The sequence below is a fragment of the Rhizobium leguminosarum genome (assembly GCF_001679785.1).
GTDB classification, from domain to species: Bacteria; Pseudomonadota; Alphaproteobacteria; order Rhizobiales; family Rhizobiaceae; genus Rhizobium; species Rhizobium leguminosarum_R.
Window position 1 is genome coordinate 91,554 of record NZ_CP016291.1, and the last position, 13,115, is coordinate 104,668.

Below are 13,115 nucleotides of genomic sequence, written 5' to 3' on the forward strand. Positions count from 1 at the left end.
CTTACTCCTGCAATGCCGGCATGACCTCGGTGATGAAGCGCTCGAGCGACGCCTTCTTGCGCTCGAAGCTCATGCCGGTGTCGATCCAGAAGGAATATTCGTCATAACCAAGCGCTTCATACGCCTTGAGCCGGGCGATGACGGTCTCAGCGTCGCCAACGACGTTGTTGGTCCGCATGACCTGGTCCGACAGCATCGCGTTCGCTCTGATCTGTTCGTCCGGGATCCGTTCGATCAGACCCTGGGTAACCGGCTTCTCATTCTTGAACCAGGCGAAGAAATAATTGTAATAGGTACTCAGTTCATGGGCGGCCTGGGCGACATCGTCCTCCGACGAGCCGACATAGGTATGGCGCAGCAACATGATCTTGGGCCGCTCGATCTCGGGATTCTTGGCGCAGGCGTCGTTGAAGCGCTCCATCAATGACTGAACCTCGTCGTCGCCCTGCCAGAGCGGCGTGACCTGAACGTTGCAGCCGTTGGCGACGGCAAATTCATGCGAGTTCGGATCGCGCGCCGCAACCCATATGGGCGGGTTCGGCTGCTGCAGCGGTTTCGGCGCCGACGTGGTCGACGGAAACTTGAAGAATTCCCCGTCATGGGCGTAGTCGCCGGCCCATATGCCTTTGACTGCCGGGATGAGTTCGCGCATGCGCTGGCCGGCACCCCAGGCATCGAGGCCGGGCAGCAGACGTTCGTACTCGAAGGAATAGGCTCCGCGTGCGATACCGATATCCAGCCTTCCGTCGCAGATGATGTCGGCCATGGCGGCCTCTCCGGCAAGCTTGATCGGATGCCAGAAGGGAGCGATCACCGTTCCCGTTCCAAGCCGTGCTCGCGATGTGCGGCGCGCCAGATCGGCAATGGTCACGAAAGGGTTGGGCGCAATGGTGAAATCCATGCCATGGTGCTCGCCCGTCCAGATTGCATGCATGCCGCCCTTGTCGGCGATCTCGCAGAGCGCGACGAATTCCTCGTAGAGGCTCTTGTGGCTTTGGCTGGCGTCGAGCCGTTCCATATGGACGAAGAGGGAGAACTTCATGCTTTTGCGTCCTTGGCAGGAATTGGGTGAACAGTGCCGCCGGTCTCGTCGCCGAAATAGACGCCGAAATTGCCGATCGAGCTTTCCATCGCAAAACGGCTGATAATATCGGCGGTCGAACTGGTCTTGAATTTTGCCGCAACCAGTGCGTCAGGCTTCAGGAACCTGCCGCCGGCAGGCTCGCCCTCTCCGGCAACGGCGTGATAGACGATGTGCTGCTTGCCGTCGCTCTTGCCCTCATAAACCGAATAGAGAAAGCCGATACTGACTTTCAACCCGGTTGATGTTTCCAGGTATTTTTGCAGCGTCTCGGTCGGACTGCCGTCATGGGCGTCGACACTGGGCAGGGAGAGCACATCCTCACCGAGCAGCAGAACTTCCCCGCGACGTTCGACAACGGCTGCAAGCTCCATATTGCCTTCGCTTGCCGCGGACACTGCCTTACTTGCGAGCGTCGGCGTGAAATAGCCGCCACGCGCATAACCGAGACCGTTGCGGCCACTATTGTCGAAAGCTTCGATGCGTCCCATCAAGATGACGTGGTCGCCGGCCTCGATAACCTCTTCCATGGCGCATTCGAACCAGGCCGCCACGTTCGTGAATATCGGGCAGCCTGCCGATCCCTTCGCCCATTCGACCGCCGCAAACCTGTCCTCGACCGGGCGCGCAAAAGTGTTCGACACGTCTTTCTGCGTTTCCGAAAGCACGTTGATCGCAAAGTGCTGCGCTCCGGTCATGGTGGCGAAATTGCGCGACGTCTTGGCAAGGCAGACGAGGAGAAGCGGTGGATTGAGCGAGACCGAGGTGAAGGAGTTCGCCGTGAAGCCGATCGGATGTCCTTCCCCGTCGCAGGCGGTGACGACAGTCACCCCGGTCGGAAAAGCCCCGAATGCATCTCGCAGCGCTCTTGGGTCGACAGTCTGGATTGTCATCGTTCATCCTCCCCGAACGACAGCCACTCAGCGAGCAGCGAATTGACGATATCAGGCGCGGTCAAGTTCACCATATGGCGATGACCTTCGACGATGCGGGCGTAGCCCCGCGGCGCAAGCTCTGCCATTTGCCTTGCCATCAAGGGCGTTGAATTCGGATCATCGGACCCCGTCAGAAAAAGGACCGGGCCAGCCACGTCTTTCCAGCCGTCAGCATAGGTCTCGTCTCCTCCAGCGAAAGCGGCGTAAGCGACGGCATATCCCTGGGGATCAACGAGGTTTAACCATTTCCGCGTCAATTCACGCGCAGTCACGCTGTCCGCATCCTCGCCGAACCAGCGGGCCAGCGGACCTTCCTTGTCGACGCCCGATACCGGAATGGCCGCGGCGCGCGCAAGCACGGCGTCCTTTGCTTCGAGGTCACGCCTGTAGACGCCGTTGAGGTAAGCGACACGGCTGATACGCTCGCCAAAGGTCGCGGCTGCCCCTCCCGAAATCAGTGCGCCCATCGAGTGCCCGGCAACATTTGCCGTGTCGATTGCCATCTCATCGAGAAAGCGTCCGAACCAGGCGACGAACTCTTCGAGCCGACTGCCCGCCGGCAGCTTTGCGCTCTCCCCATGTCCCGGCATGTCGACAGCGATGACGCGATGGCCTGCAGACAGGAATGCGATCTGCGGAGCCCAAGCCTCAAGCCGCATGCCGACGCCGTGAATGAGAACCAGCGGCTCACCGCTGCCGGCCTCATGATAGGTCGTTCCGCTTGCCGTCTTCTTTCGGGGCAAGGCACCGGCGGCGTTTGTTGCTGCAGCGGTGCGTGTGGTCGATCCGGCTGTCAGCATCTCAGAGCCGCTCCTTCAAACGCCCGCAGGATTGGCAACGTCCTGCCCCAGGTCTTTCAGATCCTGGTAGCGGTCGCCGATGCGGTGATGCGGGCGCCCGCCTATCGAAGCACCAAGAGCCACGACGACCTCGTCGGCAGCAGGCGCGTCGGGGATCGACGTCTGGATGGTCAGGTAGTGCGAGCGGCGGCCTTCATCGTTCTTGTCCATCAGCGGGATCATGATCGGTGCATTGGCCGGACCGCGCGTATTGCAGAAGGCGAGATAGGACTTGGCGCCGACGGCCTGGCGATAAAAATTGCCGAAACGCAGCGTGTGGATGAGCGCGGACCCGTGTTCGATCTCACCGTCCAGGCCGACGACAGCGGACTTTCCATAGCCTTCGACGGCCTCGCCGGACCCGACCGCATCGATGATCATCTTGGTCAGCAACTCGCCGAGCACCGGAGCGCCTGCGTGAATTTCGGGCTTGAGGTCGTCGACGAAGCCGCGACCGGCCCAGGGATTCTTCACGACCGCGAAGGCGGTAAACAGCTTCAGCGGAACCGCCGCGGCCTTGCCGCCTTCGATCAGCGTCGTTTCGATCTGCAGTCCCGTCTTGCGAATTTGAATGGCCATCGAGCACCTCATTTCTCAGTATCGTATTATGGTATACCATAATATATGAGTGTCAAGTTGGTTCCTGAGAGGACATAGTTCAGGCCGAGGCGGTGATTTTAAATTTGGCGCGCGCACTCTCGACTCTCCGGGCAGCGCTTTCTTCCCTTCAGCGCGTTGTCAGCTGACAAACGACATGGCGGCGCCCCGCGGCGGCAGGCCGAGTCCAGAAATCACGGTCATCCCAGTTCACGGTACCGCCTTATATATTATTTAATATGGCATACCATCACATTGGACAAAGTTGGGTGTCAAGCGCGGAGTATGGATTCCGCTGAATTGCGCGGAACATCATCGCGAATGGAGTGATATCGACAGCTGAGATGAGCGCTTTGCCAGGGCTTGCAGAGAAGCGGCAGGAGGCCGCTCGTGCCTATTCGGCAGGTTTCTTGGCGGACAGCACCGCTTCGGCGATCGCGCTTGCGGCGGCGACGTGATCCATCGCCGCCCGGTAAGCCCCCTCGCCGTCGCCGCGGCGGATGGCGTCCACGATCTTCGACATCTGCAGCGGCCCTTCGATGCCACGCCTCTCCGTCTTGATCGTCATCGAGCGCAGGTGGTTTATGCGCACGGTGAGAAGATTGACGACACCCCAGGCAACGTTCCTGTCAACCATCGTGAACAGCGTATGATAGAAAGAGGAGGTGTTCGTCAGCACAGCCGCCATATCGTTGTCGCGGTAACTGTTGCGGATCCCGGCCAGAGATTCCTCCAGCGCAGCGACGATCTCCGGGCTGCGGCGCTCAGCGCATAGCCGCGCCGCCATGCCTTCCAGCGCGCCACGGATCTCATAGATCTGTTTGGCTTCCTCGATGTCGAGTTGCGCGACGATCGGCCCTTTGTTCGGCAGATTGGCGACAAGCCCTTCCGATTCCAAATGCCTCAGAACCTCGCGCACGACTGTTCGGCTGACACCGAGCTGCGCGCAAAGGTCACGCTCGACAAGGCGATCTCCGGGACGGAAGTATCCGTTGACGATGGCTTCGCGGACCTTGTCGAGCGCCAGTTCCCGCAAGGTCTTTGCAGGACGCTCCACTCGAATTGCGTCCTTCAGAGCACCGCTCATTGTCTACCTCAGTGTTGGACTTTGCACGCTCAACTTCTAAATCGGCAGCCGAATGCAAGAATCGTATTATGGCGTACCAGATACTGTAGCTGGCGGCGGCTGGCAATTCAACAAGCGCTGTGCCGACCTATCGCGCCGCCCGTCTTTTCAGGCGCGCAAGAGACGCTGCAGCACTTTGATCTGCTGCCGACACATCGGGAGCTAGCCTTTTGAAGCAATCTCCTCGGCCACGCTCTTGGCCTGCACCCGGATATCCGGAACGGCGGTGATCTCCCAGAATTGCCCCGCCGTCAGGGCACCGACTGCAAACAGTCGGGCAGGCGAAATCCGGGAAGGGGCTATCACCTCGGACGCGGCATCCACCTGGATCCCGAGGCCAAGAGGATCGGGGGCGATCAACTCAAAGCGGTTCATTTCCTTCAAAAGCGGTGAATGACTGATCCCGGCCCGCTCCATTCCCGTGCAGTTGACGAGCCAGTCCGCCCTGATCTCGGTGATCTCGCGCGCCGCTCTGACCCTGTAGCCGGCAACGAGCCGGCCTTCCCCGGCCCTGAGCGATTTCAGGAAGCCCGCGTGGAAACGAACGGTTCCGTCTAAGACCAGCTTCTCAAACCTGTCGAATACGTCGGGCGCGACCCGGTGACGGTGGATGTTCCACCAAGGAAGCGCATGCCTGAGGAATCGTGCACGTTCCTCGCCCGAAAGCCGTTGCCAGAGAGCCTGCGTTGCAGGCCTCAGACCGTCCATCACGGCTCGCCAATCGGCAACCGTCCTGCTCTTCGCCCGCAGGGTCTTCAATATGCCGCTGATCGTCTCCGGAAGCCTCTCGACGTCGATCGGCAGAGGCGCCGGCGGCTTCCGCGCATGTCCGAGCGGTGCGAGCCCGCGCCGAGAAAGCACATCAATCCTGCCGCGGTGGCCGTGGGCGCGAAGCGCGAGGACCTGATCGATCATCGTCAGGCCGGATCCGAGGATACACACCGTATCGGGTGGTGCGACACGCCTCAGCCACGAAAGCCGCCAAGGGTTTTCGATGATCCGTGGTCGCAGCGATGCCGGGACCTCGTCTGGAGCGACCGGAAGGGTCGCGTTCCCGACGCCGAGGCAGAGCACCACGTTCCTGCCGGCAATTTCGTCGCCGTTGCCGAGATGGAAGGCCAGCGTTGTAGCGGCTATTTAGTAATGCGACAGTTGGGCCAGTTAGAGATGCGACAGTCTCGCCTCTCTACGCACTGGTCAATGCCAACGTCGGGAGCAAGGATGACGATCTTCAGCCTGGTCGAGACCATGAGCGGTCGGAGTCGTCATGTCCTTTATGATCACCATGTCGCAGAAAGAATTGCATCGCCTCGAAGTTATCCAGAAGATTCGTGACGAGCGCCTGAGCGTCGTCCAGGCCGCCGAACTGCTCGACCTCAGTCGAAGTCAGGTCCATCGGCTGCTGCAGGCTTATGACCGGAATGGTCCAGCCGGCCTTGTTTCCAAGAAGCGATCACAGCCGAGCAACCGGCGCCACAGCGAGGAGTTTCGCAATGCGGCGCTGGATCTGATCCGGGAGCGCTATCTGGATTTCGGTCCGACGCTGGCGCGCGAGAAGCTGATGGAACTGCATCAGATCTCGGTCGCCAAGGAGACGCTGCGGCAATGGATGACCGAGGCCGGCATCTGGATCTCGCGGCGTGAGCGTAAGCAGCGGGTTTTCCAGCCGCGCGGCCGGCGCGACTGTTTCGGCGAACTCGTGCAGATCGATGGATCGCATCACTGGTGGTTTGAGAACCGTGGTCCCAAATGCGCCCTGCTTGTCTATATCGATGACGCCACCGGCAAGTTGCTGCATCTGCGGTTCGCTGGGTCAGAGAACACGTTCGACTACCTGCATGCGACAAAGGCTTATCTGCAGCAATGGGGTAAACCTCTGGCCTTCTACAGCGACAAGCATGGTGTCTTTCGTTCGACCCATGCGTCGGAGAAAGACCGCACGAGCGGCCTGACGCAGTTTGGTCGTGCGCTTTATGAGCTGAACATCGACATCATCTGCGCCAATACTCCGCAGGCAAAGGGCCGTGTGGAACGCGCCAACCAGACGCTGCAGGACCGGCTGGTCAAGGAGATGCGGCTTCGCGGCATCGATACGATCGAGGCGGCCAACGGCTATGCATCAGAATTCATTGCGGATTTCAATTCCCGTTTTGGCAAACCGCCACGCAATCCGAAGGACATGCACCGGCCGCTTGCCGCGCATGAGAATCTCGATGGCGCCATGTGCCGCAAGGAAGTCCGCACACTGTCGCAGTCCCTGACGCTCCGTTACGACAAGGTCTTGTTCATTCTCGATCCGACGGAGCGGGCCAGAGGGCTGGCGGGAAAGAAGGTCGTTGTCTGCGACTACCCGGACGGCCGCCTCGAGATCATGCACGAGAGCTTCACCCTGCCCTACAGAACCTTCGATACATTGCGGTCGGTCCACCGGGCAGAGGTTGTCGAGAACAAGCGTCTCGACGACATGCTTTCCGTCGTCGCCGAGCTGCAGGCTGGGCGGGAACAGCAGCGCAGTAAGAGCGGCCCTCGCCGCACCGGCCAGACGGATCATATGTTCGGTATTCCCGATGGCAGCCAGGGCAATGGTTATCAGAAGCGTGGCCGCAAGCCTGGCCGGCGGACGGACTTCATGAATGATCCGGAGGTCATCGCAAAAAGGCAGAAGGCGCTGGCGCGCATGGAGGCCGCGGAATGATCGCCTGCACTCATAGTCTCAAAGCTAAAGCCGAAGGGTGTTCCTCACCCGCCCCCGCTCCTCCCTTGCAACCCGGTCCAGCCGGTCGGATCGGCGGCTAATCCGAAGCGCAAGTGTCGCGTTTCTAACCGGCTGACAGCGTCGCGCATCTAATCAGCTTTGACAAGCGTGCTGCTATACCGTTCCACGCATCCCGCCGCCTTGGCCTTGATGAAATCGACCCGGCAACGGCCATCCCGCTTTCGAAGCAGCCGTGCAAGCGTATCGCGGACATAAAGACCGTAATCGCTGCGCGAGGCGAAATCGCCGGCCTGCAACGGGCGTCCATGGCTTTTCAGCCAGTCGACAAAGTCGTCGGGTTGATGCGGCAACAGGCTCATGCGGCCGGCGGGAACATTGAGGCGATGGAGATAGAGCTCCGTCCGGTACGCCGTCCCGCGGCCAAAGCCGGGATCGTCGCCGACGACCGCGACCTTCGCCGAAGCGGGAAGCTGCTCGATGAGATTGCAGGTAACCGCTATCGCCGAAAAACCGGAACCGACCACGATAACATCATATGTCAAATGCATTCTCCCTGAAGCTCAGAACGTCATTGAGACATTTCGTCATTCAAGCCCCGTGTCGCTCACCGGTCCTTGCGGATCGCACGAGCGGCAGAATCACGAAACAATTATCTCTATAGTCTATAAAAATAGTTTGTTATTTCTCCCGCTAGCCCCTTCCCAACCATTACGCTTTTGAGGGTGAGATCAAGGGCCATGCGGCCCTGAACAAAGGGGCTCAAGATGAATTTCAGGAATTTGGTTGCCGCGATCGCCGTCGGCGTCGGCACTCTTGCAACGGCTGTCGTTACTGAGGCGGCGGACAAGAAGGTCGTCGTCGCCTATCAAACCGATGCCTTGCCGTCCTCCGTGGCGATCGCCAATGGCGAATTCGCCAAGGAGACAGGATACGAGATCGACTTTCGCAGGTTCAATTCGGGCGCCGAAATCTTTGCGGCGATTGCCTCCGGCGATGTCCAGGTGGGCTATGTCGGCTCCAGCCCGTTTGCGGCAGCAGTGTCACGCGGGCTCGAGGTCAAGGCCTTTTACCTCGCCTCCATCTCGGGTATCGACGAGGCTCTCGTCGTCCGTAACGGCTCCGGTATCGAAAGCCTGAATGATCTGAAGGGCAAGAAGCTTGCCGCTGCGCCGGTGTCCACGGACCACTATCAGCTGCTGGCACTGATCAAATCGCTGGGCCTGACCGAAAAAGACGTCCAGGTCTTCGCAATCCCTCAGCCTGAGATCGTCGCGAGCTATAACCGCGGCGACATCGATGGCGGCTTCGTCTGGGATCCGGCGCTCACCGAACTGAAAAAGAACGGCAAGGTTCTGGTGACCTCCAAGGACGTGGCGGACAAAGGTGCGCCGACCTTCTCGGCCTGGGTCGCAACCTCGACGTTTGCCGCCGACAACCCGGAATTTCTGAAGGGCTTCGCCTCGGTCATCACCAAATATTACGCATCCTTCGCAGCGGACAAATCCGCCTGGGGTCCCGACAGCGACAACGCCAAGTCGCTCGCCAAACTTCTCGGCGGAACACCCGACCAGCAGGCCTCGGCCTTGAAGAACCTGACGCTGCTGACACCCGAGGTTCAGGCATCGGACGCCTGGCTCGGCGGCGGCGAAAAGGCGGGCGCCGGTAAGATCCTCAAGGACACGGCGTCGTTTCTGAAGGGACAGGGCAAGGTTTCCGACGTGCTGGCGAATTACGGCGCCTTCGTAACCGCAGATGCCCTCACCGGCGTCAGCAACTGATCCTCCCTGACGCCGGCGCAGTCGCTGTGCCGGCGTCGAACTTGCGAGCGGCAACATGCTTAAAGTCGATCACGCCAGCGTTTACTTCGCAGCCCGCGACGGACGGACCGTTCACGCGCTCGATCGCGTTTCCTTCGATATTCCCGAACGGGGCTTCGTCGTCGCACTCGGCGCGTCAGGATGCGGCAAATCAACCCTTCTCAACGCGATTGCCGGTTTCCTTCCGCTTTCGGATGGCCGGATCACGCTCGATGGCCGCGCGGTCGAACAACCCGGCGCGGACCGCGGCGTCGTTTTTCAGAAAGACTCGCTGCTGCCCTGGAAATCCGTTGTCGACAATGTCGCGCTCGGTTTGAAATTCGCCGGGGTCAAGCGCAAGGAGCGAGAAGCGCGCGCCCTGGAGCTGCTCCGGCTCGTCGGCCTCGACGAATTCGCCGGCGCTTTTCCCTACGAGCTGTCGGGCGGCATGCGCCAGCGGGTCGGCATCGCACGGGCTCTGGCGACAAATCCCGACATCCTGCTGATGGACGAGCCGTTCGGCGCACTCGACAGCCTGACGCGCGAGCAGATGCAGGAACTGCTGGTTTCCATCTGGGATAAGACGGCAAAGAAGGTCTTCTTCATCACGCACTCGATCGAAGAGGCCTTGTTCCTGGGCAAGCAGGTCCTGGTCATGTCACCTCGACCGGGGCGCGTCGTGGCACGCTTCGATCCGGATTTCGTTCGCCGCTTCGCCGAAACCGGCGACGCCCGATCGATCAAGGCGTCGCCGCAATTTGCCGAGCTGCGCGAGGAGATACGCGCCATTCTCCACAGCACCGAAGACCTCAGGAGCGCCGCATGAGTGATATAGTGCAGGCCCCGCCGATTGCGGCTGGTAGAGAAGACCATCAGGTCAAGCTGGTGAAAATGGCGGGCTTTGGAGCCGGCGAGAAATCGACGGTGGCCATCAGCATTGCCACGGCGCTGGCCATACTGCTGCTGTGGTGGGTCGTCTCTGCGCTCGGTGTCGTTCCACACCTGTTTCTGCCGCGTCCTGACGAGGTGCTGACACAGATCGGCGCCATCTATCGCGACGGTTACGCCGGAGCGTCACTGTCCGAGCATGTTTTTGCGAGCCTGTTCCGCATCGTGGTTGCCGCCCTCATCGCCGTCTCCGCCGGCATCCCGCTCGGATTGCTCATGGGCCTGAATCGCTGGGCAAAAGGGGTGCTCGACGCGCCGATCGAGTTCTACTGGCCGCTTCCACCGCTCTCCTACCTGCCGCTGATGATCATCTGGCTCGGCATTGGCGAGACGTCGAAAATCACGCTGCTGGTGCTTGCGATGTTCGCACCGATCTGCCTTTCAGCCCAGGCCGGCGTTCGTTCGCTCCCGATCGAGCGCGTCAATGCCGCGCGTTCGCTGGGCGCGAGCCGGCTACAGCTCTTCCTGGACATCGTCCTGCCATCCGCCCTGCCCGAGATCCTCACCGGCATTCGAATTGCACTCGGTGTCGGCTGGGGTACGCTGGTTGCGGCTGAATTGATCGCGTCCACGCGCGGGATCGGTTTCATGATCATGTCGGCCTCACAGTTCCTGGCGACCGACGTCGTCTTCGTGGGCATCGGCATCATCGCGATCTGCGCGTTCACCTTCTCGGCCGCCATCCGGTTTCTGGAGGCGTTCCTTGTGCCCTGGAAGGGCAAGCTCTGACCACATGAGCCAAGGTGGCGACAGGGGAGCCATATTCAGTGGCTTCCTGCCGCCGCGTTCAGCCCGTGTATGGCGACGAGCTCGGCTGCGACCAGCTTCTGAAGCCGCCATAAATTGCGGTCCCGGATGCCACGTTCTTCCAGATGTTTCACCGTCAGATACAGATATTCCGCGCAGGAACCCATGTGTCCGCAGGCTCTCGCAAGCACCTGCGCCACCGTCTCCAGCGGCAATTTCCGGGAAACGCGCTCGCCCTTCGGGCCAGCCCAAAAGACCAGCGCGCGCATGAGCCCGTGTGCGGTCGCGACAGGGATCCAACGAACCGTCGCAGCGTCTTCGATCGTGCCGACTTCACGGCGGATCAACCGCCGAATCTGACCAAGGCGATCATCATCGGCAAGCCTGAAGACGATGCCGTTGCAACGTCCACCTCGGTCGAGTGCCATCATCAGACCCGGCTGGGCCCGCGTTCCCCGCCAGCGGGTCATCTGCAGGCAGAAGGAGCGATGCCAGCCTCTTGTTGCGCCAAGCTGCGATTCGACGGCATCGAAGTCCGGCTTCCATATCAATGATCCATAGCGAAGATCCAAAGCGGCGCGCCGGTAGACTCCTGCAGAAGCCGGTTGGCGAGCATCTCCACCTCCGCTTCGGTCAGCGGTTTTCGGTGTGGCTCGGGGCCGACGTCGATCGCGGGGCGAAGGCTCAGCGATACGAGCTCGTCCGTCAGAGCCATTCTTGATCCGGTCATCAAAAGTTTGCTTCCCTGGACCGTCACCAGCTTATGCTCCCGGATATCCATCATGCGTCAGTGCACCGTAAATCTGGCCGCATCGGCCTGGCGCCGCTGCAGGCTGCGTATCAGCATCGCGGCCTCCCTGACGATTGCCGAAAACGTCGCATCATCGGCCTCTGCGATCCTTCCCGTCATCTCGCGGATGATCGTCGTCAAATGAATGATGGAATGGCGATGCTGCGGATCTTCCGATCCCGTTTGGGCATCAGCCATGGTGAGCAGCGTCTGCACCAGCCGCTCCATGGTTTGGCGGCGCCTGGTCCTCGGATCGGCATTCGGATCTTCGCTAAGGCGCAGCAGGTCGGCGACAATGTCGGACATTGCGATTCCACTCACATAGCAAAAGCCGGGGGCATGGAAACGACATGCCTTCGAACGCGTGTTTGCGTCTTCAAGCCCTCCAGCAATCGGTAGCCGTTGCGCCAGCGGCCAAAGCCGCTGGCGATATTGATGTGCCCGGCAAGGCCGATATTCCTGGTCTCTGCGTTCCACAGGCGGCCGAACAGGGTCAACCGATCGACCGTCATGTAGGCATCGTTCATGCTGCCGACGACAATGCTCGGAAAAGGCAAAGGGGCCGTCGGCATGGCGCCAAACGAGATAAGCCCGGGATGCAGGTTTTCCGTGACCGGCAGATCGCATGGAGCAACGAGAAGCGCTCCCTTGACGTGCCGCGCTGCACTTCGCCCGGCCAAGCGGGCGGCCAGCAGGCATCCGAGACTATGGGCAACCAGATAGGCCTCGCCGGCCTCTTCAAGCGCGCCTTCCAATCGCAGCAGCCAGTTGTCAAGGTTCGGATGATCCCAGTCGTCCTGAGCGACGCAATGACTGCCCGGTTGATCCTGCAGCCAGTGCTGTTGCCAATGTCCTTCTCCCGAGCCGAAAAGCCCGGGAAGAATAAGTACATCGATCATCTGACGGCATCCTCTTTGAAGCTGCACGCCGGTCTTTTTCCCGATCGGCACAAACATCGGACATCACTCATCAGATCCACCCGATCACCAGAGCGAACAGGAATGTGAAGGAGCTGACGATCGTGCAGATTCCGGCCGCATGCCGGGAATGCGACATGACGCCGCCTTCCGCTCTTCTCGCACCGTGCCGACGCAGGTCGGTCTCAACGACAATCGCCATCACACCGTTCTCCTCAATACCAAAGGCCGGGCATCGCGCCCCAATAGTGAAGTTCGTATTCGCGGGCGGACCGGTCGCGCTCGTCGTCCCGCGCGAACAATCCGTTTACAGGCTCCCGTGCAGCGGGCGGCTTCAGGCCGAGGAACCGGCCGATCGAAAGCTTCAGCCAGAACTGAAAATCAAGCTTCATGCGAACCTCCTGTCAGGAACCGGTATTCTTCGGCTAGGAAATCAGCGAATGACGTTGCGCATTGGCGAGAAGAACATGAAGAGATGCCGTCGGTCCGTAGAGCATCAGCAGGCGGTTCTCCTCGCGTTTGGCAAGACGATAGCGTCGGGCGAATTCGAAGACGCTCCACAATTGCTCGCTTGGCCCCGGCCTTTCCGCATCGGTGATCGTCGCTTCCTGAGATCGAGCCAT

General features: G+C 60.6%; 14 protein-coding genes and 3 pseudogenes. 4 read left to right on the forward strand and 13 right to left on the reverse strand.

The genetic code is table 11. The features are described 5' to 3' along the window. Position 1: 1 nt before the first annotated feature. From BA011_RS37475 to BA011_RS37500, 6 genes and pseudogenes are all read right to left on the reverse strand, one after another. Positions 2-1,042, reverse strand: a complete 1,041-nt coding sequence (locus BA011_RS37475; RefSeq protein ID WP_065284539.1) for an LLM class flavin-dependent oxidoreductase — start codon at positions 1,040-1,042, stop codon at positions 2-4. Continuing rightward, positions 1,039-1,974: a flavin reductase family protein gene (locus BA011_RS37480; protein ID WP_065284540.1), complete on the reverse strand. Its 936-nt coding sequence runs from the start codon at positions 1,972-1,974 to the stop codon at positions 1,039-1,041. Before BA011_RS37480 ends, BA011_RS37475 begins: the two co-directional genes overlap by 4 nt. Beyond that, complete coding sequence (locus BA011_RS37485; protein ID WP_065284541.1) at positions 1,971-2,816, reverse strand: alpha/beta fold hydrolase; 846 nt, start codon at positions 2,814-2,816, stop codon at positions 1,971-1,973. The genes BA011_RS37480 and BA011_RS37485 overlap by 4 nt, the downstream gene beginning before the upstream one ends. Before the next feature lie 15 nt (positions 2,817-2,831). Beyond that, positions 2,832-3,434: an amino acid synthesis family protein gene (locus BA011_RS37490; protein ID WP_065284542.1), complete on the reverse strand. Its 603-nt coding sequence runs from the start codon at positions 3,432-3,434 to the stop codon at positions 2,832-2,834. Between the two features lie 412 nt (positions 3,435-3,846). Further along, positions 3,847-4,539, reverse strand: coding sequence for a GntR family transcriptional regulator (locus BA011_RS37495; RefSeq protein WP_003538315.1), 693 nt, complete (start codon positions 4,537-4,539; stop codon positions 3,847-3,849). A gap of 201 nt (positions 4,540-4,740) precedes the next feature. Continuing rightward, positions 4,741-5,709 (reverse strand): annotated as a pseudogene (locus BA011_RS37500) (FAD/NAD(P)-binding protein); the annotation flags it as partial. A 136-nt stretch (positions 5,710-5,845) separates the two neighbouring features. On the opposite strand from BA011_RS37500, the gene BA011_RS37505 reads away from it, so the two are divergent. Beyond that, positions 5,846-7,273, forward strand: a complete 1,428-nt coding sequence (locus tag BA011_RS37505) for an ISNCY family transposase (protein ID WP_065279332.1) — start codon at positions 5,846-5,848, stop codon at positions 7,271-7,273. Positions 7,274-7,437: 164 nt separating this feature from the next. Here the strand turns inward: BA011_RS37505 and BA011_RS37510 are convergent. Then, positions 7,438-7,842, reverse strand: a pseudogene (locus tag BA011_RS37510) (FAD/NAD(P)-binding protein); the annotation flags it as partial. Between the two features lie 216 nt (positions 7,843-8,058). On the opposite strand from BA011_RS37510, the gene tauA reads away from it, so the two are divergent. Genes tauA through BA011_RS37525 form a run of 3 tightly spaced genes read left to right on the forward strand, consistent with a single transcriptional unit; the run spans position 8,059 to position 10,767 of the window. After that, the gene (gene tauA / locus BA011_RS37515; protein ID WP_065284544.1) at positions 8,059-9,072 is read left to right on the forward strand and encodes a taurine ABC transporter substrate-binding protein; all 1,014 of its coding nucleotides are present in this window, start codon (positions 8,059-8,061) and stop codon (positions 9,070-9,072) included. 55 nt (positions 9,073-9,127) lie between these two features. Beyond that, positions 9,128-9,916, forward strand: a complete 789-nt coding sequence (locus BA011_RS37520) for a taurine ABC transporter ATP-binding protein (RefSeq protein ID WP_065284545.1) — start codon at positions 9,128-9,130, stop codon at positions 9,914-9,916. Beyond that, positions 9,913-10,767, forward strand: coding sequence for an ABC transporter permease subunit (locus BA011_RS37525; protein WP_065284546.1), 855 nt, complete (start codon positions 9,913-9,915; stop codon positions 10,765-10,767). Before BA011_RS37520 ends, BA011_RS37525 begins: the two co-directional genes overlap by 4 nt. Positions 10,768-10,802: 35 nt before the next feature. Here BA011_RS37525 and BA011_RS37530 read toward each other — a convergent pair. The 6 genes and pseudogenes from BA011_RS37530 to BA011_RS37545 form a co-directional block, all read right to left on the reverse strand. Further along, positions 10,803-11,569, reverse strand: a pseudogene (locus tag BA011_RS37530) (gamma-glutamylcyclotransferase). A gap of 3 nt (positions 11,570-11,572) precedes the next feature. Beyond that, positions 11,573-11,881, reverse strand: coding sequence for a hypothetical protein (locus tag BA011_RS37535; protein ID WP_065284547.1), 309 nt, complete (start codon positions 11,879-11,881; stop codon positions 11,573-11,575). A gap of 11 nt (positions 11,882-11,892) precedes the next feature. Next, positions 11,893-12,474, reverse strand: a complete 582-nt coding sequence (locus BA011_RS37540; RefSeq protein WP_065284664.1) for an RBBP9/YdeN family alpha/beta hydrolase — start codon at positions 12,472-12,474, stop codon at positions 11,893-11,895. Between the two features lie 70 nt (positions 12,475-12,544). After that, positions 12,545-12,694 (reverse strand): hypothetical protein, encoded by a 150-nt coding sequence (locus BA011_RS44730; protein ID WP_186806639.1) that lies wholly within the window; start codon positions 12,692-12,694, stop codon positions 12,545-12,547. 13 nt (positions 12,695-12,707) lie between these two features. Then, positions 12,708-12,884 carry a hypothetical protein gene (locus tag BA011_RS44735; protein WP_165504438.1) on the reverse strand — a complete coding sequence of 59 codons (177 nt, stop codon included), beginning with the start codon at positions 12,882-12,884 and terminating at the stop codon, positions 12,708-12,710. Between the two features lie 33 nt (positions 12,885-12,917). Beyond that, positions 12,918-13,115, reverse strand: a complete 198-nt coding sequence (locus BA011_RS37545) for a hypothetical protein (protein WP_027667287.1) — start codon at positions 13,113-13,115, stop codon at positions 12,918-12,920.